The sequence below is a fragment of the Microcoleus sp. POL10_C6 genome, assembly GCF_036701585.1.
GTDB lineage: Bacteria > Cyanobacteriota > Cyanobacteriia > Cyanobacteriales > Microcoleaceae > Microcoleus.
Map to the genome: position 1 here is coordinate 24,253 of NZ_JAUBRB010000052.1, position 26,904 is coordinate 51,156.

The following is a 26,904-nucleotide window of genomic DNA, read 5'->3' on the forward strand; positions in this document are numbered from 1 at the left end:
ATTTACCAGGTCAAGCTTACTTAGCAATAAAACTCACAGAATAACTCACTAATACCCCCTCTGAAAATGAGGGGTGGATTTCCAATCTTCTACGCACATTGACCAGACACAGCACAGATGTGCAGATATTTAGTGACACAGGCGTCAACCCAAGTTTTTTCTAAAAAGCCGATTTTTTTACCTAATTTCTGTGATTTATATATTTTACCCATTAAAAACCTATGAAAACCGTCAAAAATATTCAAAAAACGTCGAAATTTCTATCAAAAGCAAGAATAAGCAAACTGGCACTTGCTCTGCAAATAGTCTTAATAAATCTTTACTTTTGGCAAGCAAAAGCCGAAGGTCAAACAATTGTTCCAGCGGCGGACGCAACGGGTACTACCGTCACTCCCGCAGCGCAAAACGGAACTCCTGGGCAGCCAACTCGCTTCGATATTGAAGGCGGACAATTATCGAGCGATCGACAAAATCTTTTCCACAGCTTTACAGAATTCGGCTTGTCGGAAAATCAGATTGCCAACTTTATATCAAACCCTAACATTCGCAACATTTTAGCGGGCATAGGCGGCGGCAACCCCTCGATTATTAACGGCTTAATTCAAGTAACCGGCGGCAATTCTAACTTGTTTCTGATGAATCCATCCGGCATCATATTTGGCAACAGTGCCAGCTTAAACGTGCCGGCTTCTTTCACAGCAACCACCGCCACCGCTATTGGATTTGGTTCAAACTCGTTTAACGCTGTCGGTAGTAGCACTTACGCATCTCTGACAGGCGCGCCCAATTCCTTTACTTTTGGGGCCGATCAAGCAGGGGCAATTATCAGCACAGCCGACTTAGCAGTGAAGTCAGGGCAGAACTTAACCTTGGTGGGCGGCACCGTTGTCAGCACCGGCAGCCTTTCTGCCCCAGGCGGTCAAATTACCGTAGCATCAGTCATCGGGAAAAATTTAGTCCGCGTCAGCCAGCGAGGCAATTTGCTGAGTTTGGAAATCGAGCCGCCCTCAGCGACGAGCCCAGGAACAGCGCCAACAGCTTCGACATTCTCGATCGCATCCTTGCCCGAACTGCTCACCGGCATTGGTGAAACAAACGCTACAGGCATCAGCGTCAATGCCAGCGGTGAAGTGGTACTCACGGCCTCTAACCGAGCAGTAGCTGCGGGGGACGTGGCACTAAAAGATGCAAACGCTCAGGCGATCGACATTCAAGCAGCCAACACCATTACAGTCAGCGGAAACCTGACAAGTTCCCAAGGTGGCCAAATCGCCCTACAAGCTAGTGGCGACATTCGCACTGTCGATCTCGACTCCCATTCCGACACCACCGCAGGCGGCAACATCACCGTCACCAGCCGTACCGGAAAAGTAGAAACAGGCAATATCAAGGCAGGGTCGATCGACAAAAACAGCAACGCCGGAGACGTTAGTATTGCAGCACCCTCAAGCAGCATTCAAACAGGGTTCATAGACGCCAACTCCCAAGAAAAACAAGGTGGCGAAGTCACCCTCAACGCCCGCAACGACATCGAAGTAACCCATATCAACACCGAAGGCCTAACAGGCGGAGGAAAGATTGACATTACAGCCGGCGGTAATTTCCGAGCGACAGGCACTTTCACAAACGATAGCAACTGCTTGTCGCAAGCTTGCAGCATTTCCGCATCCACTACTGGTAGCGCTAATGGTGGAGATATCACCATTCGCCACGGTGGCGAAGCCTCGAACACTCTTTTCAGCATCGGGCCAGACTATAACAGAGTCAACGGTACTGCTGGCAGCATTGCCACCGGCGGTCCAAAGAAGGAAAATGTGATTACACAGGGAAGTTATTTCAGCCCCGATCCTCAGATAGTACAGCCGACCCAAATTAACATTACGGCTTCTTCAGTATCGCCAGCGCCCGCACCAGCGCCCGCACCAGCGCCCACACCAGCGCCCGCACCAGCGCCCACACCAGCGCCCGCACCAGCGCCCACACCAGCGCCCGCACCAGCGCCCGCACCAGCGCCCACACCCGCGCCCGCACCCGCACCAGCGCCCGCACCAGCGCCCGCACCAGCGCCCGCACCAGCACCAGCGCCCACACCAGCACCAGCGCCCACACCAGTACCAGCACCCGCACCAGCACCTGAACCCGCACCAGCACCCGCACCAGCGCCCGCACCAGCACCAGCACCTGAACCCGCACCAGCACCAGCACCTGAACCCGCACCTGAACCCGCACCCGCACCCGCACCAGCGCCCACACCAGCGCCCGCACCAGCACCCGCACCAGTACCAGCACCCGCACCAGTACCAGCACCCGCACCAGTACCAGCACCCGCACCAGTACCCGCACCCGCGCCAGTACCCGCACCCGCACCAGCACCGGCACCAGCACCCGCCCCCGCCCCAGCACCCGCGCCGACTCCCCCACAAGCATTCCTACCAACTCCAGCACCAGCACCAGCACCGGCACCAGCACCAGCGCCCGCACCCGCACCCGCACCCGCACCAGCGCCTGCTCCTGTACCAGCGCCTGCTCCTGTACCAGCGCCTGCTCCTGTACCAGCGCCCGCACCAGCGCCCGCTCCTGTACCAGCGCCCGCACCAGCACCAGCGCCCGCACCAGCACCAGCACCAGCACCAGCGCCCGCACCAGCGCCGACTCCCCCGCGATCATCCCTACCAACTCCAGCACCAGCGCCAGCGCCAGCACCAACAATTACTCAAAATCCAGTGGTTGCGCCTGCTGCTGCGCCCAGAAATCTCGCACCGATACCGACACCGGAGCTCGCAGCCAACCAGCCACCCAGCACAAATCCTTTATTTTCGCCCAGCTTGCAAGAGCAAAACCAGATATCTAATTCCTTGCAACAGCGCATTTCACCTCCCGCGTTTGGGAATCTTGACGCTTCCAAGTTGCCAACCGACCTCGGCGCCGTTATTTTTCCCGTCGAGGGTAGATTCACCAGGGAGTTTGTCGATTACCTAAATTTGCCATCAACAAATACGATCGCCACCCTAGAAGATGCCCAAAATACCCTTCGCAGTGTCCAACAAGCCACAGGCATCAAACCAGCTCTCATTTATATCAGCTTTGTACCCAGGGGTTCTACAGTTGATCGGCCTTACAGCAGTTCGTCCATCTTGCGTGTAGAACAGCAAATTCAAGCCTCTGACGAACTGGAAATGATTGTGATCACCCCGGAAGGTGTGCCCGTTCGCCAGCGCATCCCTGGAACCTCTCGCGCCCAGGTAATGGAAGCTGTTCGGAAATTTCGCGATGAACTGACTAATCCGGTAAAGCGCAAGACTACAAGTTATTTGCCCTTGGCTCAGCAACTTTACCAGTGGATGGTAGCGCCACTCGAAGCAGAACTGCAAGCCAAAGGAATTGAGAATTTATCTTTTATCTCAGATATGGGGTTGCGATCGATACCGATGGGTGCGCTGCACGACGGTAAAGGCTTTCTGGTAGAGCGTTACAGTGTTGGATCGATGCCGAGTCTGAGTTTGACAGATACCAGCGCCACCAATTTCAAAAATACCCAAGTTCTGGCAATGGGGGCGTCGCAATTTGCAGATATGAGTCCTTTGCCCGCGGCGGAAATAGAAGTATCGACCATCACCCCGCAGCAGTGGCCGGGCAAGTCTTTCTTGAATGAAGCTTTTACCCTGGCTAATTTGAAATCGCAGCGCCAGCAGTATCCTTTTGGGATGATTCACTTGGCTACTCACGCCGAATTTCGATCGGGAGACCCCAGCCAATCCTTTATTCAGTTGTGGGATACTAAACTGCGTTTAAATCAGTTACGACAAATGGGATGGCACAGCCCGCAAGTGGAAATGTTAGTTTTGAGCGCTTGCAGGACTGCTGTGGGCGATCGAGAGGCCGAGTTAGGCTTTGGCGGGTTAGCCGTGCAAGCCGGGGTTAAATCGGCTATGGCGACTCTTTGGTATGTCAGCGACGAGGGCAGTTTAGGATTGATGGCGGAGTTTTACGGGCAGTTAAAAACTGCTCCGATTAAAGCAGAAGCACTCCGGCAAGCGCAATTAGCGATGTTGCGCCAAGAGGTGCGAATTGAAGGGGGGATGCTGCACACTTCTGTTGGCAATCTGCCACTACCCCCGGAATTGGCAAACGTGGGGAGTCAGAATTTTTCTCATCCTTATTATTGGTCTGCTTTTAGAATGATTGGTAATCCTTGGTAATGAGGTTTGTTTTAGTCGATCGATTGTTGGCTAATTGTGCGAGAGTTCGATCGGCGGCGTTGGGGAATATGGGTATAATCGATCGCAATTTAGAGCGCTCTTTCGGCGTTTGTGCGATCGTTTCATACCTGTATTCAGGAACGCCGCAGGATACACTGCAATTATGAATTTTCAGCTTTATTCAACAAAAATTCGACAGTATAATTGGTATCTGCCGTTAAATTTTATTTGTTGGCTTACCACTCAGTAAAGGTTTATTTATCTATAATTATTCAGAGTTTGTCTAATTTTTAAACTTGCGATATTAGTTAGTTGATATAGAAGAGGCGATCGCCGCTATTCCAATAGCTCTCGGTTAAACACAAAATTGAAGGATTTAAATTCCTCAAATACTTGTCAACTCGTTAGCGTGAACCCGGGCTAATTTCCTTAACGGAGAGGTATGGATACCTTATAAGTTGAAGTCACAAGAATCGAATTTAGAAGTTAGCAAACGATTGAGGCAATTATCTATTGCTTTAAAAAGAAGTCGTTCGCCGGAGGTACTGTGAGGGACTGAAACTACAGGAAAATAGACCTTTTGCAAAAGTCCTTTGAATGAAATTTTAGGACGGGCTCTCCGGCCCATCCCACAAAAATCATCTTTCTTGTGGAATGGGCCGGAGAGCCCGTCTTAGCTATTTTTTGCAAGAGGTCTAATTTAACATAAGTCTGTGGGTACGATCGCCCAAAACATCTTCCACCATCATCAATCCGCTTCTAATCCGCCGGAAGAATGCCCGATCGCACCCTTAACATCCTCTCAGCAACGGTGGATACACCAAAAGAACCCTAAAACCCAGGAATTAGAGGGGGAGTACGTTTGATGTGTTTGTGCGCGTAAATGGCGAGATCGCCCCCTCAAATGCAATTCCTAACCTCGTATCACTCTCCCTGTGGCAAATTCTCCAGCCAAACCTCTAAATCCTCGATCGACTGAAAATCTAACAATTCCTCTGCTAGAGTTTCAATTTGCTCGAGCGACAAATCAGCAATTCTAGTGGTGATAGATTCCGGTAATGTTCCAACTCGCCGATTTAACAGACGGCGATTTAACAGACGTAAAATCAAGGCTCTTCCTTCTTGTTCGCGGCCTTGCACAATGCCTTGCACAATGCCTTGTTCAATGCCTTGTTCAATGCCTTGCTCAATGCCTTCTTCCTTTGCTTCGCGATAAAACCGAGTTTCCTCAAGCGTAATCCCTAACATCGCCTCTGCCTCCCTTCGGTTCAAATTTGTAAACTTGTAAACCAGTATCGTCGTCAGCATCTCTATTATGGCGCGACTCGCTGCCTCAGATTCCTCCCGCTGCGATCGCGCCAACAACAATCGTGCCCCTTCCGGCGTACTCGCTTCGTCGATAGTCGTCAACGCCATCAGCGCCACCCCCAGCGGCAACTGTTCAATCTCCCCCAACTCATCCAAATATACCCGATGCACCTGATTGCAGTTCAAGAGCGATCGATACGGATGTGTTTCTGATTGTTCAGTCGATCGAGTAGGATAAATTACCACCGCTTGCCAATCTGTAAATCGCTGACGGTTGCGATAAAAATACAAAAACGACTCACCAAACAATCGCTCATACAACAATTCATCCCGCTGAAACTGCACCTCACAGAAATATACAACTCCAGGCTCAGCATCCGGCGGCAAAAACACCCCATCAATTTCAAACTTCGGTTCCTTCACAGCAACCGAGTCAAATCGATACTGTTCCGCATTCGATGGTGACTCTTCCAATAGCTCAAACAGCAGCGTCGGAGCTTCTTGAAATAACTTGTAAAATATTGAATCTCGACGCATTAACCCAACATCTCCTCTAACCTATGCAACTGCTCGAACCGTCAGTCGATTTGAGATTTGAGATTTTAGATTTTAGAATTGACTCGCCTTGATAAATCTGGGAGGTTGAGCTTTATTCTAAAATTTGGGGAGTATCCACAACGATTGTACGTGGCACGATACCCGTTTTTTTGCTGGTTGCAAAAACAGCAAATGGGTAATCAGCTCAATCAATTCTAAAGGATTCCAGATAGCCCCTGATCAAAAAACATCCTATATTTTCAGTCCTAGACGCACTCCCGACAAAGAAACCGGGTTTTTTACTTAATCTTCGAGTACGAACGAAGGATTTTCCTAAAAAAACCCGGTTTCTGGCCCCCCGTGCGTAAGTCCTAATTTTGTTAATGGGCGATCGAATTTCGCCCATCAGCATTCCGTGTTTCCTTACTTGGAACTCGTCCAACCTCAAGCCCTCAGCCAGAATCAACAAGCGTGACTTGACGGGGTGACACTCGTCTGGTGGGTCAATAGTAGCTTGTTTGATGCGTCCGCGCGATCGCCCACTCCGACCTCAACAACCGCCAACCACTCATAATTGCCACAAAAATTCAAAATCCCAAACCCAAAACTGCCCAACCCCAGTACGATCGATCTAGTTAGCAAAAATAAGTAAAAACACTACCGGAGTAATTTTTATGGATCTGGTCGTACTCCAGAACTGGCTGGACAACATCTCCTTTGCCGTTTTGTTCTCCACAATGCTCATTTACTGGGTTGGCGCAGCATTCCCCGGCATTCCCTACCTGTCGGCCCTAGGAACCGCAGGAATGGCCGTCGCCAACCTATCCATCGCCGCTTTACTCGGTTCTCGATGGATAGAAGCCGGCTACTTCCCCTTAAGCAATCTCTACGAATCCCTATTTTTCCTAGTTTGGGGAATCACCGCCATCCACCTAGTCGCGGAAAACATGAGTCGTTCCCGCTTAGTAGGAGTAGCCACATCCCCCGTAGCAATGGCAATATCCGCCTTTGCAGCCCTGACTCTGCCCGCAACCATGCAGTCTGCAGAGCCCCTAGTACCCGCCCTCAAATCAAACTGGCTGATGATGCACGTTAGCGTCATGATGCTCAGTTACTCAACTTTAATGGTAGGAGCGCTACTGGCGATCGCCTTTTTAATCGTCACCCGCGGCCAAAAAATCGAACTCACCGGTAGTTCCTTCGGCACCAACAGCAACCGCAACGGCAACTACCGCCTCCAACGCCCTCAAAACCCCGAACCTCAAATTGCAGAAACCAGCGCCGACAGCGCGTTAGCTTTCAGCGAACCCTCTTTCAACTCCAACAATAACGGTTCGGCCACCACCGCAGTCCTTGAATTAGCAACCGTTCAAACCGCATCAACCTCCCCAACTCAAACCGCAGAACTTCTCTCGCCCCAGCGATTGAATCTAGCAGAAACTCTTGATAACATTAGCTATCGCATCATCGGTTTAGGATTCCCCTTACTGACAGTTGGCATTATTGCCGGTGCGGTTTGGGCTAACGAAGCTTGGGGATCGTACTGGAGTTGGGACCCGAAAGAAACTTGGGCGCTAATTACTTGGTTGGTATTTGCGGCCTACCTGCACGCCCGCATTACTCGTGGCTGGCAGGGAAGACGCCCAGCAATTTTAGCAGCCACAGGTTTTGTGGTAGTTTGGATTTGCTATCTAGGCGTCAATCTGTTAGGCAAAGGTTTACATTCCTACGGTTGGTTTTTCTAATTCCTAATCCACCAATGGGCCAAAGAAGCACAGGATAAGTCAAAGAATCGGGATTAATATCATCTCCGGTTGTAGGGTGGGCAATTCCCACCTTACTCAACCAGCGAGATTCTAATAATTAACTCCCTCTTCCTTCTTCCCTTTTTTTACCCGATCAGCTTCGCCGAAGACCTTTCTTCCTTCTTATAACTTCGGTCTTCCTCACATCCGTTACATCCGTTGCATCCGTTACAAAATCCGTTGCCGAACTTCCTTCATTAAAATAAGGACAATTAATATGGACGAATCGCCAATATTTCCCCAAGAAGACGATGTTGTGTCTGCCCCTACCAGCGCTTTGATGTATCAATGTACATTCAAAGTCAGCGAATTTATGGCCATTATGCAGTCAAAATTGGTAGACGAAAAATTATTTTCAGACGGTCTGGATTGCGAGCTATTAAGTGCTGGCAAAGACTGGACAAAAGGAAAACTTAGAATGCGTCTGGAGTTCATTCCGCTTGAATCTGAAATCAAAGAACAAAAAGCCCTTCCTGCCGCGGTCGAAAGATCAGACACCGTGCAAAACTACGCCGTAGATAGCTCAAATCAAACCGATATAGATGAGCCATTAAATCAATGTGACTCAACAGAAATAAATAATCATTTTCCTATTTCTAGGTATCCAGACCGCGACCCCCAAAGTATAGGAATGTGGAGCTAGGAAGGCAAAGACTGAGAGATTGGGAGAGGGGGATGGTTCCCCTTCTTTGCTTGCTCAAAATCCATCGGTTAAATCCCGGATACTGCTCATTTTCTAACTTCCTTATTTTTGCTTAATGAAAAACTGCTCTCATGGCTGAATCTTCCAATTGGACGCACCTGCACGCTCAAGTTCACAGGACGCTGCTGTACCGACAAATATTGCCATCAAATCAGCGATTGCTAGTAGCAGTATCGGGCGGACAAGATTCTCTGTGTTTAATTAAATTACTGCTAGATTTGCAGCCAAAATGGGGCTGGAATCTAGGGATTGCTCACTGCGATCACCGTTGGCGTTCTGACTCGGAAGCCTCGGCCAATCATGTAGAACAATTAGCTAAAAACTGGGGAATATCCTATTATTTGGAAACAGCCTCGGACATTTCCAAAACAGAAGCAGCGGCCAGAAAGTGGCGATATCAAGCTTTAACTGAAATTGCGATCGCCCACAACTACCCCTACATTGTTACAGGCCACACAGCCAGCGATCGCGCCGAAACACTCCTCTACAACCTGATTCGCGGCAGTGGCGCCGACGGACTTTCCGCCCTCACCTGGACACGACCCCTGCTCGATTTTCGATTGCCGATTGCCGATTTTAGATTGGGGAATTCCAGCGAAAATCCCAACTCCCAAATACCTGCCGATTTTACATTGGAAAATCAGGATGAAAATTCCCCATCGAAAATCCAAAATCTAAAATCTAAAATCTATTTAGTTCGTCCCTTGCTGGAAATAACTCGATCGCAAACAGGTCAATTTTGTCAAGAGCAAAAACTACCCATTTGGGAAGATTCCACAAATCAAGACTTGCAATATACACGCAACCGGATTCGATCGGAATTATTGCCTTATTTGGAAACTCATTTCAACCCAAAAGCCCAACAAGCGCTAGCTCAAACAGCCGAACTCCTCCGCGCCGACGTAGAATATCTCGAACTTGCAGCCAGCGACTTGCTACAGCGAGCAATGTCTGCAATTGCAGACAGCCCGCAGGTGAATTTTAAACTTCCCGTCAAGTTAAATCGCCCGATTTTGCGCGAAGCAGCCCTGGCATTGCAGCGACGGGCAATGCGGCAACTACTGCAACAAATATTGCCCTCGGCGCCCAGTTTTGAAAGCGTAGAAAAACTAACCAGCTTAATCGTAGCGCCCAACCGATCGCAAACCGATCCATTTCCTGGAGGAGCGATCGGTCGAGTCGAACACCCTGCGATAATTTTACATATTAAATTTTAAGCTGTGATCAAAGCCGAAAGGACTTGCCGCAAATCGGAAACTACCCGATCTTGCTCCTCTCCTGTCTGCTGCACGCGATCGAGTTCCCCCGCCGCCGCTTCGAGCTTTTGTCGTAGCGCATTCAAATTGTCCTGCACCGGCTGCAACATTTCTTGATAAACATTCACCCTGCCCCAGAGTTGCGCCACTGCACCTTTCTGGTTGAACAAATTCTGCTCTAACTGCTTGAGTTCGTAGCGTTTCGCCTCACTTTCCCCATTTTGGCGGTTGACATTTGCCTCAATTTGGGATATGGCTTCCCGCACCTGCTGAATTTCGTTTTCCAGTCTTTGCAATTCTTGGCTTTGCTGCTCCCGCTGAGTATTGAGCTGTGCGACAATAGGCCCCAAATCAATATCTCCTCGCTCTTGTTTGGGAGCATTAGCAGTACCCAGCCGCCGCCACAGCACCGCCTGATGCTGCTTTAAAACATCTTCCCGTTCCTGCAACCGGAGGCGCTGTCCCACCAGAGTTTCGTTTAACATCTGATAACTTTCGAGTTCATCTGCCATTTCATTTTCCAAAGCCATGCGATCGTACTCGGAAGCCGCTTGAATTTTCTCTTGCAGCTCCTCGATTGTCTCCCGCTGCAGAGTCAACTCCTCCTCTTGATCGTTAACAAACCGGAACACCTTTTCCAAATCCTGTTGCAGGTGTTGCACCAGCCCCTGTAACTCGTCAACAGGCATCTTCTCCAAAGCTGACACATCTACTTTTTGCTCCGTACCCGCAGCACCCGAAGCAGATGCGAGCCTGGAAACTTGCTGGTAAATATCCTCAACAGCCCGCACCTGCAAAGACACAGACCGAGCCTGATCCTGCTTAGCGCTGAGGGTACTTTGCTGCCCTTTAAGCTCCGCCCGAGCCCCGGCCAAAGCTTCTTGAGATTGGTACCACTCTTGCCAGCGGTTTTGGAGGCTCTGATTTTGTCGATCGACCTCTTCTTGTTGCTGTTGAGCTATGCTTTGTTTTTGCTCCAACTGCTGCCAGTGCTGATCCAGAATTGCCTGTTGAGCGCCCACGGCACTAAAAGACTGATTCAGTTGTTCCCGCACCCCGTGGGCAGAAGCAATTGCCCCTCCCAGCTTCTGCATCAACTCCTGAATCCTCTGCGTCTGCTGCTCATCAACTACTGCCCCCTGCGGAACCTCAGACTGCTGCTGGGCCACCCGTTGCTGCTCGCCCCGCAACTGTTCCCAAGCCGTCTCAATTTCCACACGACTGCGATCGACTTCCTCTCGCAGTCGGTTAGCTTCATCTCTAGTATTTTCAATTTCTGAGCGCTGAGCCTCCAGCCGCTCCAACTCCTCTTCCATTTGAGCCAACTGCTCTTCGCGGGCTTGCATTTCCATTTCCCGGCGATTGAGTTCCTGACTCGAAAACGTCAGAGAAGCCTTCCACTGTTCAATTTCCTCTTCCTTATCCTTAAACTTGTCCTGCAATCGCGAGAAATTTTGCAGAATGCTCACCAACTGGCGGGCCGCCTCCTGAATCCGCTGCACTTGCTTGCTAGCGCTCAACTCAACCAGCACCAGCGTGCCGTCGTTAAACTTATTAGCTTCCTCAACTGGGATCGCGTCATCACCTGGTACGGCGCTCCAGTTATGTTCGCCCCGCTGACAAGCTAGCAGTTTCAGTTCAGCCTTACCGCCACCGAGACCAAAGCCGCTTCTCTGTTTTTGTACTTCCGCTAGATACAGCACACTAATAGTCCTCTGCTTCGTAAAACCTATCCCAACTTACTTTAAGTTACTTAAAGGCCTAAAAGATAAGTGGTGTTTACTTCCTACGCTGTTGGGTAGACGGCTAATTCCAACATAAGTAGGCTATCCCCCTTAAGCCAAAGGTTCTTGGCTAAACATAACACTGCGTGTGATCTTTAGTCAACTTACCTAAAGTAAACAAGTATAGACAAGTAAGGATAACTTTTTGCCAATAAAGTCTTACTTTTTGGTGTCGTTTGCCCAATCGGGGGATAGCATTTTTTTCTAACTTTTCTTCAGCACTCACGCATAGCACGTTCTCACGGGAGAACTTCCAGAAAGTACGGCCGCCGCCAGTTGTCTGGAGGAATGAGAGAGCAGTACGAATGCCGCTTGATTAAAGACTAGCTCTCACTGCGGAGACTGCCATAGACCAAACCTGAAAAAGGTCAGTCCTTGAACCTCCCCACATCTAAAGCCGGAGGATTCTTGCCCACCTTCTAGACGACAACGGGACATTCAAATATCCCTCTACTCACTCAAAGAACTTTACTGATCCCGGAGCGCATACTTGCTGAGTCCTTCATATTTTTAAGGTTGAACGTGACCTATGCTGCAATTATTTGCCCTTTAACTATTCCGAATTAATCGGATTAGTGCGTTACCGGGGTTGCTCACCCTCTAGGATATTTCAATGGGTTGAAAGTTATTCTTACTCTGGCGAATTGCTCTGTACCAATTATACCACTCTGGTTTTAGCAACACAATCGTTTCACGAGACTTACAAGTCCCTACCGACTGATCCCCAAGTCTAAATCCCCATGTCGTTAGCCCAGGGCTTGCCTCTGGCGTTTCGATCCAAAACTTTCTATTGATTTTACAACGCTTTAGTTATGGGTCGATCGTGAAAAAAGCCGTTGCTGCCCCCAAGCTGGTGCCTGGCTCCGGCGGACTAGGGATTTGAACCGCGCTGCCTTAGAATAAGGTAATGACGGGAGCCTATGACGATCGCCGCGGGCGAGCAAAAAGGTCGATCGGCACTGAGGGTTTTCCTGACAATTGCCAAAAAAGGTTCATTTTGACTGCACCTGATTTTAGGGCTGTGGCAAACCCAAAAAACCTCGATCGCAACTCATCCAACCCAACAGACTAGCCTCAAGTTCCCATCGGGGCTTGATCGGCACTTGCTGCTGGTAGCAGCGGTAAAACGAGAGAATCCTCGGTATTTTGAAGTTGACCTACGCCAAGATGTGCTGGATAAACTGACGGCATACTCAGCCAAAAACTTCAAAACTTTGGCTATCGAAGACTTGAACCAGTCGGGAAGGCCAGCGTTGCATACTCGAAACACCCGTGCAATCGTGCGAAGTGGATTCTACGAGTTTAGGCAGCAGTGGGAATACTCAGGTGAAACTCTACACTTAGAGAATGTCGCGACTTTCGCGGTTTCAGCTTGTGGACTGGTAGTGCGGCCGAGGAGCCGCAGCAAGTATCGCCCTTTCGTCAATTCCCAATTGTGAGATCAGCATCAGCGCGTAAATTATTGACGGAAACTAAAGTCAATCTTTTCGCCAGCACACAGTCTTTCCGATCTCAGACACCAACGGTTTTAAGGAGGATACTTTAGCTGCATGCAGGGAAATTTGAGTGAAATAGACATCCGCAGCATCCTGCAATTGATTGAGTTAGGTCAGCGAACCGGAGAACTGTTCGTAGAGGCCTACACCTCCACCGGCAGCAGCACGGGTACTCAACCTACCCCGCGCTCCCTTGCAGGACAATCCTGGTATGTCTTCTGCTTCAACGGTCAGATTATTTACGCTACCCAGAGTGCGGGCAGTTTGTTTCGCTTGCGCGACTACCTGCGCCGCTACAAAGCAGATACCGCCCTCGACAAAATCCAAGTTCCCTATATGGCATCTACCAATGCCCCAGAATACGGCTACCTATGGGCCCTGCTAGAAAACCACATCCTCACCCCAGCTCAAGGGCGCAACATCATCCAGAGCATGATCCACGAAACCCTATTTGACTTGCTCAGTCTCCACCAGGGTTCCTTCACTTTTGAAATGGGCCCAGCTTTGGCTCCTCAACTGACCAGCTTAGAAATTAGCTCCCTGCTGGCCAAGATTGTCAAACAGGTGCAGCAGTGGAAGCAGTTTCACCCTCACATTCAGTCGCCCAACCAATGCCCGGTGATTTCAGACCCCTCCGAGCTGCGAGTCGCGCTGCCTGTCAATACCTTTAATACTCTCCGACGCTGGGCCGATGGGCACACTTCGATCCGCCAAATGGCGCGCTACCTCAACCGAGACGTGCTCACTGTCGCTAAGGCGATTTACCCCTTTGTGCAGCAGGGATTGGTGCAAGTATTTTACGAACCCTCTGTTGCCCCGGCCAACAATAAAAAAGAATGGTCGTCCCCAGAAACCAAGGTTCCGAGAGTTGTCTGTATTGACGACGACAATACTATTCGCAAAACAGTCGAGTCAATTTTAAATGAACACGGTTACGAAGCTACTACGATCGGCAATCCCCTCCAAGCCCTGAGTTTGGTGTTTCCACTCAAACCCGATTTAATTCTGTGTGATATCGCCATGCCAGAACTCGACGGCTACGAAATTTGCGCTATGCTGCGTAGTTCTAGCGCTTTCCGGCAGACGCCGATCGTGATGCTGACGGGGATCGACGGATTTATCGACCGCGTTAAAGCCCGCATGGCCGGAGCTACAGACTTTTACACCAAACCTTTTGGTGAAAGCGAGTTATTGATGCTGGTAGAAAAATATGTGGGCCCGGGCTACCCTCGGCTCAATCTCTCGGAAAGATTATTAGACCGATCGCCAGAAGACCAATTAGAAGAAAAATAACTTTCGCACCGATGGCAGGATGGGAGCTTTTTTGTACCTGCGGTTAGCTCAAGTCTCGGCCACCACAAAGAGAAAGCTGGGGGTACTATTGGCGATCGCACCATAAACTAGAATGTATTAATCCGCGCGCTGGCATAAGGGCGTCGGTAAAACTCTGTTCAATTTCTAGACCCAAGTGGGTCTAACACGCTCAAAGTGCAAATATAATATACTTGTTCTCCACTTGTAGCCGCTCCGAAAAACTGATGTACAGAGCTACTTATTGCTAGGTATTTCTGTACAAAGTCAGAGAGTGCAATTGTCAGTCTTAAGTGACTCCGTTTATGATTGTCGCGACACCAGCCATGTCAACAACTCCTCGCTAATCCGAGTATCGGTTTAGCATTCATCGCAGAAATTACCCAGAGTTTTACCAATGGAGACGGCGGTGGGATTACAAAGTGAAGCTTTAGGGGTTTCAAATTAATTGTTCGTACTCTATTTGAGCTAATTTGTAAGCATTGGTCGCGCGAATTTATTGATGGCAGTCAATTATTGACGGAGCAAATTTATTGCCAAGTACCTCCGGCAGTAGCGCCATTCACCCCTTGGCTGTGTCAAGCTTGGCTGTGTCAAGTTTCGACGATCGAAGTTTCGATCGGGTTCTTCTTGGCCGGAAACCTCAACAATTTGCTAGAAATGCAGGTGTCAGAATTATGATTAGCGGTAGCCCAGACTTTATATTACCAGGACTAGGCGTAGATCCGGCTCCGGAATTCCAAGAACTAGAAACTCCCGAAGGCGAGCTGCACCTGCGGTTCTACGTTCCTTCGGGGAACGAGTTCGCTCTGCCGGCGACAGGGATTAGAGAGGTACTATCCCCTTCCCCAGACCGCATGACCCCGATCCCCAACGTTTCCTCTTTGCTTTTAGGTACGCTAAATATGAGAGGACGAGTGATTTGGGTGGCAGACCTGGGTCAATTTCTGGGAGACCAAACACCTCTGAACACAGATAGACCCGAAATCCCGATCGTGGCTGTGGAAGACCAAGACACGATTTTGGGGCTGGCAGTCGATCGAATTGTGGGGATGGACTGGCTCGACGTAGAGCAACTGCACTCTCAGAACAATGCACCAGACGGCATGATTCCATTTCTGAGGGGAGAATGGATGTTAGGTGCACCAGCTCAGAAAGTGCTCCGACTGCTAGATCAAGTGAAAATTCTGCGCTCGGCGCGGTGGGCAGCGTGAAATCGATTTTAGATTTGCGATTTGCGATTTTCGATTGAGGTCTAACCATCAACAGTCACACGACTTGAGGCGCGCATCTAAACATTCAATTCAAGATAAAAATCAAAAATCTCAAATCTAAAATCTAAAATCCAAAGAGGGCGGCAAATGGCAACAAGTACCAACTTTCAGCAGGACTACCAACGGGCAGAAGCGGCCTACATGGATGGCAATTATTCAGAAGCCGCAGCCCTAGTTTATCAATTAGTCGAAGATTTTCCCGAAGACCCCAGCGCTCGCCTGCTGTGCGGACACATTTACTGCTACGGACTGCAACAGTATGAGGTGGCGCGGGAACAGTACACGGTTGTGCTAGGCCTGAGTGATGACCAGAGTTTGGTGGAACACGCTCACAGCGGAATTACCTACACTGACCAATTTTTATCTGGAGAACTACAAACGGAAAATTTCGAGGCTTTGTCTGCTGAAACTGAATTAGAATTCTATCCAGACTTATCTCTTGATGAAGGGTTAGAAGACCCGGATTTGGGACTTTTCCAAGGAAATTCCCCATCCCTTTCCTATAGAAGTCAATCCCCAGACGACATGGAAAACGAGGATTTGGCCGACTTGGGCATGAGTGGCTTGGGGTGGGAACCAGAAGACGACGATCGCCCAGGCTCAGTCCCAGATTTAGCCTCACATTCTAACCCCTTTGGTGGCGACAGCGGCGGAATGGCAGCTTATGCTGAGAACTCCGGCTCCCTAGACATAGACGAATTTGCCGACTCGGACTTTGGAGACCCTTTTGCCTTAGATGATGGAGGGTTTGATGCTGCTGACGTGTCTAGCAGCAAAGTGTCTGGTTCAAGCGCACCTTACTCAGGAGATTCGTTTTCAGAAGCTCCGACTCAGATGCTCAACGGTCAAAGTTTTGCCTCTTCAGAAGTCGGGAATTCCTTCGACTCGAACCAACTAGACTCCCCCATCGCGCCCTCGGACAATTTTGGCGAACCTTTTGCTGCGCTCGATTTGCCAGACGAATTCGACGATAACTCCGACTACGACTACCAATCCCCGCCCCAGAGTGGTCAAAATTACGGTCATAACGCACCTGATGCCGAAGAGGAAGACCCTTTTGCCGAGGCGATGCCCTCGTCGGGTTTCGGGTCTTCTCGACCTCAAAACAAACAGCCGAATAACGGGTCGGACTACTCGTCAAACTATTCGCTGGCGGAAGACGAAACGCTGTTGATGGGAGGTGCTGTCCCCAACTCTCAAAGTCAAAGGTCGAGCCGGGGGCAATTTAATTCAGTCGATCGAGCTTCCGCCAACAGCAACGGTTACAGCGACTCGGAACCCCCGGCATTTAGCTCTAGAGACAACTTCGAGTTAGATGCTTTTGAAGACGACGCTTTTAGCGATTCTTTCTCTTTCGACGAAAACGAACAAGCGACAGCTTTCGGGGCGTCCGACAAGAACAACAGCGCCTGGTCGTCAAAAACAGGGAACGGTCAAGAACACAGCGACTTTTTAGACGAATTTGACGAATTTGACGATTTGGGCAATTTGCCGGACTTTGATATCTCAGAAGATGCCACCAGTTCGATCTTGACTAGAGGTAACACCAATTTCGGCAACTCGACCAGCGGCATGATGGGAACGACGGGCAGCAGCCTGGACTTTGACAACAGCGATGGCTCAGCAATTCGGGATGACGAAATATTTAGCATAAGCGGCCCGGCTGATGCGTCTGTGTCGAGTTTTTCTCCCACCGAAACAGAAGCGGTCGATACTTCGGTAACAGTAGAACAGGGGGGACTGGCTTTCTTGGAAAATGCCCCTTTGTTTACAAAACAGTTGTACACGGCAATCGGGGCGGGACTGGTTTCTCTGGTAGCTGTGGCTTTCGTCACCAACATTGCCTCCTATCAAGCTCTGCGGCAAGACAAACCGGAGGCGATCGTTTACCTGCGCCAAACAGGCTGGGTAATGACCGCAGCCGCAGGCTTTACCAGTTTTTTAACTTCTTGGGGCATCGGCCAGTTGATCGCCAAGCAGGTACGCAAGTCGTCGGACAATTTGCAAGCTCAGTTCGATGCCGTATCTCAAGGAACTTTGGACGCTCGCGCTACGGTTTACTCGGAAGATGAATTTGGCAAAATGGCTGCTAAATTCAACCACATGGCGAAGGTCATCCAAACCACGATTAGCGATACCAGGCGCAAGTCTGACGAGCAGGAACAGGCAAAAGAAGACTTGCAGCGCCAAGTGATTCGCTTGCTAGATGACGTGGAAGGAGCGGCCCGGGGTGACTTGACGGTGACTGCAGAAGTGACCGCAGACGTTTTGGGCGCTGTTGCTGACTCGTTTAACTTGACAATTCAAAATCTGCGCGAAATCGTCCATCAGGTGAAGCAGGCGGCTCGGGAGGTCAGCAAAGGCGCTACAGATAGTGCCAAGTTTGCGGGCGATTTGTCTTCCGACGCGCTGCGGCAAGCTGAGGAACTGGCGGCAACGCTGAATTCCGTGCAAGTCCTCACCGATGCGATTCAGCGGGTCGCAGAGAGCGCTAGAGAGGCGGAAGAAGTGGCGCGGGGCGCGGCGGCAACGGCTCTGAAAGGGGGCGAGGCTGTGGAGCGGACGGTGGCCGGGATTTTGGAAATTCGAGAAACTGTAGCAGAAACCACGAGAAAAGTCAAGAGGTTGGCGGAAGCTTCTCAAGAAATTTCTAAGATTGTGGCTTTAATCGCTACTATTGCCTCCCGGACGAATTTGTTGGCCCTCAACGCCAGTATTGAGGCGGCGAGAGCTGGGGAAGCGGGCAGGGGTTTCGCGATCGTGGCAGACGAGGTGCGACAATTGGCAGACCGATCGGCGAAGTCTTTGAAAGAAATCGAACAGATCGTGATGCAAATTCAAAGCGAAACCGGCGCGGTAATGACGGCGATGGAAGAAGGGACGCAGCAAGTTATTGAGGGGACAAAATTGGCAGAACAGGCGAAGCGATCGCTTGAAGATATCATTCAAGTTACTAATCGAATTGACGTGCTAGTGCGATCGATTACTGCCGACACTGTAGAGCAAAACGAAACAGCTCGCGCCGTAGCTTCTGTGATGCAAGCAGTCGAGCTGACCGCTCAGGAAACCTCCCAAGAAGCGCAGCGAGTTTCTGGTGCTTTGCAAAACTTGGTGGGCGTTGCTCGCGACCTTTTGACATCGGTGGAAAGATTCCGAGTAGAAACAGCAGAAAGACAATAATCAATTGTCTCATGCTTTTTTTGCGGGCTGATTTACAAGCACGTTAGTGTGGCAATAATGGCATACAAAAAGCAACCTCGCAGTCTTGAAACCCCTGCGGGGATGCCAATTCAACACCTAAAGGAAGTAGGAGTTGCACAGATGGACGATAACATAGTAGAGGTAATACCGGGCATCTTTGGTGAAGTTCAGCCGACGGGCTGTATTATCTCTACCCTAACCAAATCTAGCAGTGGCTATGCAAACAAAAGACTTCGCATTAACGGTGAATGGAAAACGTTTACTGTCCACCGTTTAGTATTAGAAAATATCTTAGGTCGTCCGATTAGACCGGAATACTTTGCTTGCCATACTTGCGATGTCCGCAACTGCATTAATCCTAACCATTTGTGGGAAGGTTCTCGGCTGGAAAATTCTCAAGATAGGTTTAAAAAAGGACGTATTAAAGATGTGGGAAGTACATCGGCGCCGAAACCTCAAAAACAAGTGCGAGGCATAGAAGTAATTCCAGGTATTCGCGCTGAAATACAGCCGAACGGCTGCATGATTTGTACGTTGGCTAAAAGAAGTGATGGTTACTCGGTGAAAACTATTAAGATTAACGGGAAAAATCAAAGTTTCTATCCCCACAGACTTGTACTGGAACACAAACTGGGAAGGCCTGTTAAACCCGGTTATTTTGCGTGTCACAGTTGCGACGATCGCGGTTGTGTCAATCCCGACCATTTGTGGGAAGGAACCCCCGCCGATAACTCCCGCGATGCTATAGAAAAAAACCGCTTTCCTTTCGTTCCCGGCAAGATATCTGTCCACCGCAAACTCCAACCCGAACAGGTGCGAAAGATTCGCTATCTTTTAAGTGAGGGCATATCGAAAAGAAAAATAGCCAGGACATTTGCCATATCTCGCAGTCAGATTATTCTCTTGGCAAGGGGCGAGATATACAGAGACATTCTCTAGAACTACTAACATAGACCCAATACAATAACGATTAAAATCAGGAATAAAACTATGCTACCGGAGCAACAACAGAGGATAATGGGCTACTTTATTGAGGAGGCAAAAGACCACCTCAATACGATCGAGCAAGGCTTGCTGAATCTGCAAACCACGATCGAAGACCCAGAACTGGTCAACGAAGTATTTAGGGCCGCTCACTCTGTCAAAGGAGGAGCAGCAATGCTGGGGCTGACCAGCATTCAGCAAACAGCTCACCGACTAGAAGATAGTTTTAAAGTATTAAAAGAGTGCAGCGTTAAAGTAGACCAACAGCTAGAGTCCCTGTTTCTGCGAATTTTTGACACATTGCAAGGGCTGTTAGAGCAACTGTCGGGGCCTTTTGGACTGACAGAAGAATTGGGAGAACAGATGGTTCGAGAATTAGAACCCGTATTTGAAGAACTTAATGGGCACTTGGGGGGACTCGTTGGACACGGAGAATACCATGCATACGAGAGCAGCGCTCTGGCCGTACCCGAACCAGTGATGGCGGGGATGGGAGTCGGGGCGTTGGCCTCATCAAGGAGTATTCAGGATTCGCGGTCAGTTTACGCACCTGATGCCAGAGCAACAGAAGACAGCGCGCTGCAGCTAGTATTTGACTCGGACGTGCCGGCGAGGATGCGGGAACTCCTACAAGAGTTCAAACAGCCCGAAGGGCCAGAAAGCAGGCGGCAACTCAAGAACATTTGTCGGAACTTGCTCAGGGCGGGGGAAGAATTTGAACTGCCCTGCTGGATAGAATTGATCAAAGCTGTATCCAAGGCGATCGCCAACCCAGACAATACCTACCGTACCTTAGCCCCAACGGTGATCAAAGACATCAAACAAGCGCAAGAACTGGTAATTTCTGGTCTAGAATCGTCGATCGCACCAAGCGCAAAACTTCTGGCGCTACAGCCGGCTGTTTTAGTTCCAGAAACGGATTTTGAAGATTTGCTGGCCTTCGCTCAACCGAGTAAATCCGGGAAAAATGTGGTTTCTGTTGAGGATGAGGCCTGGGATCTGGTGGGTTCGGGCGATGCCCCGGATGGATTGAACAAGTTGCTGCCGACTATTTCTGGGCTGAGTATAGACGAGCTGTTCGACCAACTCGACAGTGGCGACAGCAACGATCACACTGGCATTCGATCGTCCCAGTTCGACGCGGATTCCGCCTTCGCAGAATCGGATATAGAGACGGGTGCTTTTAGAGGTTCGACCCGCACCGGCCCGGAAGTGGGCGCGGCAGAACTCAACACTTTAGCTGACTTGTTTGACGGCGAGTCCCCGGATCTCGACGGCGCTTGGGAAGAAGAAGAAGACCTCGACTATGCACAGTCTTCTGGGATATCGGCGGGAATGCTGGGGTCCGACGATGACAATTCCGGCGATTTTACTGATTTGTTGTTTGACGAATACGATGCGGAAAGTTCCGAAACGAACACGAAGCCTCCGATTGATGACCTGACGAGTTTGTTTGGGGAGGATTTGCTGTTTGGAGAGGAGGCAGAGGGCTCGGCAGTAGCTGTCGGTCAGAAAAATGCGGGTTCGAGCCAGCGGTTAACTCGCAAACAGGTTAAAACGGGTAACGGTAAGCGCGGTTTGGAGCGGCGAGACGAGACGGTGGCCCCAGCCAGGGGACAAGCTGACGAAGATGCTCTCGGTACGCTTTTGGACGAAGTGGCTGCCCAAACTTCTGCAAGTGGTACGGACAATGCTGATTTCGAGAACTTGTTCGGCGATTTAGGCTTATCTGAGGCAACAGGTGGGCTGGCAGTCTCTTCGGAGTATTCCCTGAAGTCTGAGGCTTTAGACGGAGAATCGAAGAAGCCTGCAGCAGGGGGGGGCAATGATTCAGCGGAGGCCGAAGCGGTTGGTCTGCCTGAAATCGATGATTTCGAGTTGTTCTCTGAGCTTGGCGAGGATTCGGATTTGAGCGAGTTGTTGGGGATTACTTCTAATTTCCTATCTTCAGAAGACGAAGGTGGGGAGAACGGGGGCGATCGAGCTCAAGCTGCAGGCACCGCACAAAATGAGGAAATGGGCAACGTTCTTAACATGACATCAAATTCTGATTTAGATATCTCTGCGAATGAAAACTGGCTAGAAGATGCTTTCGGCATGGAAGACGAGTCTGTGCAATCGCTCAACCTGGAAGTAGACGATACGGATTTAGATGCGCTGTTTGGGGATATGACCTCGGACGCGATTTCTGAGGATGAACAGACTGTGCGGGATCGGCAAGGAGCTGCTACTTCCCGAGAAGCGGCAGATTTGGCTGAGCTGTTCGGTTCTGTACCTACGGGTACCGAGTATGACGGAGAAGCTTCGGGGCAAGCCCGTGGGGGTTGGCAGAATGATGGGGATTCAGAATTGCTGAGTGCGGATGTGGGAGTTGATGAGGGCGACTTGGGGAGTTTGTTCGAGAACAATGGTGCGAATGTTTCCGACCAAGGCTTGACAAATTCGGCAGCGGTTGAACTTGGGGCTTTGTCCGACAAGAGTCCTGAGTCGGAAATTTCAAATGTCGAATCTGATGAGGGCGCAGCTTTCGATTTCTTGGAGGATATGTTTGGGGAAGGCATGGTGCAGCAGGGGGATGCTGGATCGGCGCCAGATGACGGCGCTGCGGATGTGAAGGAGTTGTCTGCCCAACCTGCCGATGGTTTGGCAGGCGGGGTGAGTGCGGATTTGTTTGATCGAGCCGAAACAGATGCCGCCGGGGAGTTTGAGGGCGAAGATGATTTGTTTGATGCCCTGGAAACGGATTTTTCGAGTGTGGATTTAGAGGCACTGCCTGCAGAATCTCTCGATGGTATGTTTGATGGGGATGCTGACTTGCTCTCGGCGATGGAAACCGGGGCTACTCTCAACAACGAAGAGTTGGAGGGTTTTGATGATTTGTTGGATTCGATCGATGCTGAGGTTCTGGTGACTTCGGAACTGACGACGGGCTTTTGGGACGCTGAGGACGAGTCGGCCCAGGCCGATTCCTCGGAGTTGGAAGAGGGGTCGCTGGCAGACTTTTTTGCCGATGCAGAATCGGGCGATGAGGATGCCGAAGGCAATTTTGACGATTTAGAAGCACTGTTAATTGCCGGGGGTGCGGGAGCTGTCATAGCAGCTTCTGGGAACACAAATCAGAGTCCGGTAAATACAGAAGTTTTCTCGGATCTCGAAGAACTCCTCAGCGAGAGCGCAACTATGCCGGAAATTTCTGCACCGGCGACAACTGCTAGTAAAGCTTCGCGCGCTGCTGCCGAGGAGAGCGACGACGAATTTGGCGATTTGGAAAAACTGCTGGAAGATCCCAAGGAGAGCGGCCGCCAAGGGGAAGGCAATATGGGGCCGTCGGCGATCAACAGACCCAGGCGGAATGCTCGCGCGGGCGGGTTCGGCGACCAGACGATGCGGGTGCCCGTCAAGCAACTGGACAACCTCAGCAATTTGATGGGGGAACTGGTTGTGAACCGCAACAGTTTGGAGCAAGACCAAGAACGGATGCGGCAGTTTTTGGACAATTTGCTGCACCAGGTAACGCTGCTGAGCGATGTGAGCCAGCGGACTCAGGATTTCTACGAGCGGAGTCTTTTGGAGATTGCTTTGCTGGCAAACCGGCAGGGACACCGATCGGCCTGGCGCTCTGAGGATTCGGCGCACACCAGGGAAAGTGCCTGGAGACCGGAGGAAATGGACAGGTTTACTCCTTTCCACAGTTTGGCTCAGGAGATTATTGAGCTGATCGTGCGGGTACGGGAGTCGGCGGCGGACATTGAGTTTTTGGTGGATGAGGCTGATCAGGTGACTCGCCAACTGCGGCAAGTCACGACTCAACTGCAAGAAGGTTTAACTCGCGCCCGGATGAAGCCGTTTGCGGAGACGACGGACAGGCTGTTCCGGGCGGTGCGGGAAATCGCGATTAAGTGCGGCAAGCAGGCTCAATTGCAGGTTGAGGGTAAGGATATTTTGATCGACAAGATGATTGTGGATCAACTATATGACCCGATGACTCATTTGGTGAACAATGCGATTACTCACGGGATCGAAGCGCCGGAGGTGCGTCTGGCTGCTGGGAAGCCTGCAGTCGGCAGGATTACGATTCGCGCTTTCCACCAAGGGAACCAAACCGTGGTTTCGGTTTCTGATGACGGGGCCGGAATTGACCCGCAAAGGGTGAAGGCGAAGGCGATTAAGCAGGGTATGCTGACGGCGGCTCAGGCTCAGAGGATGTCTCGCTCGGAAGTTTACGATTTGCTGTTTATGCCGGGTTTCAGCACTCAGGAACAGGCGACGGAGTACGCCGGCCGGGGGGTCGGTATGAATGTGGTGCAGACTTCGTTGCAGGAAATTCGGGGCACTGTGTCGATCGATTCAACGATCGGCAAGGGGACTGTGTTTACCATCCGTTTGCCTCTGGTGTTGAGTATTTCTAAGGCTCTGACTTGCATTAGCGATCGCGCTCGCATTGCTTTCCCGATGGATGGGGTCGAAGATATGATCGATGTGCCTCGCGATCAGGTGACGACGGGGGCGGATGGTTTGCCTTGCATTGAGTGGCGGGGTCAAAGCTTGCCGTTCCGGCCGCTGCGGGATCTGCTGGCTTACAGCCGCCATTTGGGTCGGGGCAGTGTTTACGGGTTTAATACTGACGATGACATGATTTCGGTGATTGTGCTGCGCTCTGCTGGCAATTTCTTGGCGGTGCAGGTGGATCAGGTTTCGACGGAACAGGAAATTGTGATCAAGCCGTTGGAAGGGCCGGTGCCGAAGCCGATCGGGATTGCTGGGGCCACCGTGCTCGGGGACGGTCGGATCGTGGCGATTGCGGATGTTCTGGAGCTGATCGATTTGGCTACGGGAAGGCTGCGGAAGGACACTGGCGGTACGCTTTGGGATGAGGGCGATCGGGCTGCTGCGGAGGCGGAAATCGAGAAGACTGAGCCGACTGTGCTGATTGTGGATGACTCGATTACGGTGCGATCGCTGTTGTCGATTACTTTCGAGAAGTCTGGCTATCGTGTGGAAGAAGCTCGCGACGGTAAGGAAGCTTGGGAAAAGATGAAATCTGGTCTGCCTTGCGATATCGTTTTCTGCGATATTGAAATGCCGAGAATGGACGGTTTGGAACTACTTTCTCGGATGCAGAAGGATGCTGTTTTGTGTGAATTGCCGATCGCGATGCTAACTTCTCGCGGTGCTGACAGACACCGCCAAATGGCTTACAGTTTGGGCGCGAAGGGCTATTTCACTAAGCCTTATTTGGAGGAGCAATTGCTTGATGCTGCTTCTCGGATGTTGAAAGGTGAGGTTGTTGGTGCTCCGGTTGGTGTGTAATGTGTAAATCTGCGGTTAAAAAAGGGAATTTGTTAACCGCAGATGAAAATGGATTAACACAGATAAACGCAGATAATCTCTAATTTATCTGCGTTTATCTGTGTTTATCTGCCTCTATCTGCGGTTGCAAAAGGGGAGTTTCTTAACCGCAGATGAAAAGGGATTGACGCGGATTGACGCAGATTTAGATCGCGGGTTGGGTTTTGGTGGTAGGCTGGGAATGTGGGGTGTAGCGGAAGGGCGATCGAGGTGATTTATGAACGCTGAAGAACTTTTAGAAAGATACGCTAAAGGCGAACGAAAATTTCGGACTGCACAGCTAAGTGGGGTAGACCTTCAAGGTGCAGACTTAAGCGGGATTGATTTAGAGGATGCCAATTTGTCTAGGGCAGAATTGAGTGAAGCAATCCTGATTAAGGCTAACCTTCACAAGACAAACCTTAGCAGGGCATCATTAAAAAGTGCGAATTTGACCAATGCCACATCTAGTTCACAAAATCTATCTTGGGCCGACCTCAGTGGTGCTGATTTAAGTGGAGCATACTTAATTAATGCCAATTTAACTAATGCCAATCTAAATAAAGCAAACTTGAGGGGAGCAAATCTAGCTTCTGCTAATCTAACTTTAGCTTCTTTGATTGAGACAAACCTGAGCCTCGCAAATCTGACTGATGCAAATTTGACTGGGGCAAGTTTCACTAAGGCAGAATTAAGTCGTGCGGAGTTAGGTGGCGCAAAAATTCTACACACTAATTTTCAAGGAGCTAATTTACAAGAAGTAAATATGCCTAAATTTGGTCTGTCTAGCGAGAATCTAGCTGAGGCTAATTTGAGTCGATGCGACTTAGAAAAAGCATATCTCACCAAAGCTAATCTGCAAAGATCAAACCTAGAGCAAGCCAATCTGCAAGGAGCACATTTGAGCAATGCCAATCTTGAAGGAGCTAATTTGAGTCGATGCAACTTGGAAAAAACATATTTCGACAAAGCTAATCTGCAAGGGGCAAACCTAGAGCAAGCAAATCTGCACGAGACAAATTTGAGCAATGCAAATCTGAAAGGAGCCAATTTGAAGATGGCTAACTTGATGAATGCAATAACCTATGGTTGGAATATCGAAAATGCAGACTTCACGGGTGCTATAATGCCCGATGGAGAAATCTACCAGCCTAAAACCTCTGACACAGAACTCAACCAGCCAGAAACTTCCGAAAAACTCTCTCAAAAAGTAACATCTATGACACGCAAAATTATTCGTACTGACAAAGCACCCGCACCCGTGGGCCCTTACAATCAAGCGATCGCCGCTACGGGCACTATGCTGTTTGTAGCTGGTCAAATTGCGATCGACATTAGACTAAACGATATTGTCTACACCGACGATGTGGCAAAACAAACCGAACAAGTTATGGCAAATCTCGAAGCCATTCTCACAGAAGCCGGCGCTACTTGGTTGGATGTGGTAAAAACTACGGTTTTCCTCAAAGATATGAATGATTTTGCCGCTGTGAATGCGGTTTATGCAAAATATTTTGATGCGGAAACAGCACCGGCGCGCGCTTGTGTGGAGGTTTCGCGTTTGCCGAAAGATGTGTTAGTTGAAATTGACTGCATTGCTGTGATTTGATTTGAGCTTCTTTGAGAAACCAGGCTTTTTAAATAGGGTTTGCTGAATAATCGATCGCAAACTAAGAACAGGAGCTCACGATATATTCAAGCAGAGTTAAATATAAGTT

15 protein-coding genes are annotated in these 26,904 nt (G+C 50.0%); 13 read left to right on the forward strand and 2 right to left on the reverse strand.

Annotation, left to right across the window (positions count from 1 at the left end):
* Window positions 1–221 precede the first annotated feature (221 nt).
* Both QUA34_RS23540 and QUA34_RS23545 read left to right on the forward strand, forming a co-directional pair.
* Entirely contained in the window at window positions 222–4,199 is a 3,978-nt protein-coding gene (locus tag QUA34_RS23540; RefSeq protein WP_333389450.1) for a CHAT domain-containing protein, read from the forward strand.
* Window positions 4,199–4,366: a hypothetical protein gene (locus QUA34_RS23545; RefSeq protein ID WP_333389452.1), complete on the forward strand. Its 168-nt coding sequence runs from the start codon at window positions 4,199–4,201 to the stop codon at window positions 4,364–4,366. The genes QUA34_RS23540 and QUA34_RS23545 overlap by 1 nt, the downstream gene beginning before the upstream one ends.
* Window positions 4,367–5,123: 757 nt before the next feature.
* Here the strand turns inward: QUA34_RS23545 and QUA34_RS23550 are convergent.
* Window positions 5,124–6,044 (reverse strand): Rpn family recombination-promoting nuclease/putative transposase, encoded by a 921-nt coding sequence (locus tag QUA34_RS23550; protein ID WP_333389454.1) that lies wholly within the window; start codon window positions 6,042–6,044, stop codon window positions 5,124–5,126.
* Window positions 6,045–6,718: 674 nt separating this feature from the next.
* Here QUA34_RS23550 and ccsB point away from each other — a divergent pair.
* The 3 genes from ccsB (at window position 6,719) to tilS (ending at window position 9,769) form a co-directional block, all read left to right on the forward strand.
* Window positions 6,719–7,789 (forward strand): c-type cytochrome biogenesis protein CcsB, encoded by a 1,071-nt coding sequence (gene ccsB / locus QUA34_RS23555; protein ID WP_333389455.1) that lies wholly within the window; start codon window positions 6,719–6,721, stop codon window positions 7,787–7,789.
* A gap of 277 nt (window positions 7,790–8,066) precedes the next feature.
* Entirely contained in the window at window positions 8,067–8,492 is a 426-nt protein-coding gene (locus QUA34_RS23560; protein WP_333389457.1) for a KGK domain-containing protein, read from the forward strand.
* A 131-nt stretch (window positions 8,493–8,623) separates the two neighbouring features.
* Window positions 8,624–9,769: a tRNA lysidine(34) synthetase TilS gene (gene tilS, locus QUA34_RS23565; protein WP_333389459.1), complete on the forward strand. Its 1,146-nt coding sequence runs from the start codon at window positions 8,624–8,626 to the stop codon at window positions 9,767–9,769.
* Here the strand turns inward: tilS and hmpF are convergent.
* Window positions 9,766–11,511, reverse strand: coding sequence for a pilus motility taxis protein HmpF (gene hmpF / locus QUA34_RS23570; RefSeq protein ID WP_333389461.1), 1,746 nt, complete (start codon window positions 11,509–11,511; stop codon window positions 9,766–9,768). The genes tilS and hmpF overlap by 4 nt on opposite strands.
* A 988-nt stretch (window positions 11,512–12,499) precedes the next feature.
* Here hmpF and QUA34_RS23575 point away from each other — a divergent pair.
* The 8 genes from QUA34_RS23575 to QUA34_RS23610 all read left to right on the forward strand — a co-directional run bounded on the left by QUA34_RS23575 (window position 12,500) and on the right by QUA34_RS23610 (window position 26,795).
* Window positions 12,500–12,664, forward strand: a complete 165-nt coding sequence (locus tag QUA34_RS23575; protein ID WP_333324150.1) for a hypothetical protein — start codon at window positions 12,500–12,502, stop codon at window positions 12,662–12,664.
* Window positions 12,665–13,142: 478 nt separating this feature from the next.
* Window positions 13,143–14,381: a response regulator gene (locus tag QUA34_RS23580; protein WP_333324148.1), complete on the forward strand. Its 1,239-nt coding sequence runs from the start codon at window positions 13,143–13,145 to the stop codon at window positions 14,379–14,381.
* 534 nt (window positions 14,382–14,915) lie between these two features.
* A complete protein-coding gene (locus tag QUA34_RS23585; protein WP_333324146.1) occupies window positions 14,916–15,080 on the forward strand; it encodes a hypothetical protein in 165 nt (54 codons plus the stop codon).
* Window positions 15,080–15,613, forward strand: a complete 534-nt coding sequence (locus tag QUA34_RS23590) for a chemotaxis protein CheW (protein WP_039887356.1) — start codon at window positions 15,080–15,082, stop codon at window positions 15,611–15,613. Before QUA34_RS23585 ends, QUA34_RS23590 begins: the two co-directional genes overlap by 1 nt.
* A 147-nt stretch (window positions 15,614–15,760) precedes the next feature.
* A complete protein-coding gene (locus tag QUA34_RS23595) occupies window positions 15,761–18,853 on the forward strand; it encodes a methyl-accepting chemotaxis protein (protein WP_333389463.1) in 3,093 nt (1,030 codons plus the stop codon).
* Window positions 18,854–18,910: 57 nt separating this feature from the next.
* Complete coding sequence (locus tag QUA34_RS23600; RefSeq protein WP_333389465.1) at window positions 18,911–19,813, forward strand: HNH endonuclease; 903 nt, start codon at window positions 18,911–18,913, stop codon at window positions 19,811–19,813.
* Between the two features lie 51 nt (window positions 19,814–19,864).
* A complete protein-coding gene (locus tag QUA34_RS23605; protein ID WP_333389467.1) occupies window positions 19,865–25,168 on the forward strand; it encodes a response regulator in 5,304 nt (1,767 codons plus the stop codon).
* 256 nt (window positions 25,169–25,424) lie between these two features.
* Window positions 25,425–26,795 (forward strand): Rid family detoxifying hydrolase, encoded by a 1,371-nt coding sequence (locus QUA34_RS23610; RefSeq protein ID WP_333389469.1) that lies wholly within the window; start codon window positions 25,425–25,427, stop codon window positions 26,793–26,795.
* Window positions 26,796–26,904 lie beyond the last annotated feature (109 nt).

Excerpts from the sequence above, each read along its gene's own strand:
- QUA34_RS23575 (WP_333324150.1), top strand. The coding sequence starts at position 12,500 with ATGACGGGAGCCTATGACGATCGCCGCGGGCGAGCAAAAAGGTCGATC.
- QUA34_RS23550 (WP_333389454.1), bottom strand. The coding sequence starts at position 6,044 with ATGCGTCGAGATTCAATATTTTACAAGTTATTTCAAGAAGCTCCGACG.
- QUA34_RS23595 (WP_333389463.1), top strand. The coding sequence starts at position 15,761 with ATGGCAACAAGTACCAACTTTCAGCAGGACTACCAACGGGCAGAAGCG.
- tilS (WP_333389459.1), top strand. The coding sequence starts at position 8,624 with ATGGCTGAATCTTCCAATTGGACGCACCTGCACGCTCAAGTTCACAGG.
- ccsB (WP_333389455.1), top strand. The coding sequence starts at position 6,719 with ATGGATCTGGTCGTACTCCAGAACTGGCTGGACAACATCTCCTTTGCC.
- QUA34_RS23560 (WP_333389457.1), top strand. The coding sequence starts at position 8,067 with ATGGACGAATCGCCAATATTTCCCCAAGAAGACGATGTTGTGTCTGCC.
- QUA34_RS23610 (WP_333389469.1), top strand. The coding sequence starts at position 25,425 with ATGAACGCTGAAGAACTTTTAGAAAGATACGCTAAAGGCGAACGAAAA.
- QUA34_RS23545 (WP_333389452.1), top strand. The coding sequence starts at position 4,199 with ATGAGGTTTGTTTTAGTCGATCGATTGTTGGCTAATTGTGCGAGAGTT.
- QUA34_RS23540 (WP_333389450.1), top strand. The coding sequence starts at position 222 with ATGAAAACCGTCAAAAATATTCAAAAAACGTCGAAATTTCTATCAAAA.
- QUA34_RS23605 (WP_333389467.1), top strand. The coding sequence starts at position 19,865 with ATGCTACCGGAGCAACAACAGAGGATAATGGGCTACTTTATTGAGGAG.
- QUA34_RS23580 (WP_333324148.1), top strand. The coding sequence starts at position 13,143 with ATGCAGGGAAATTTGAGTGAAATAGACATCCGCAGCATCCTGCAATTG.
- QUA34_RS23600 (WP_333389465.1), top strand. The coding sequence starts at position 18,911 with ATGGCATACAAAAAGCAACCTCGCAGTCTTGAAACCCCTGCGGGGATG.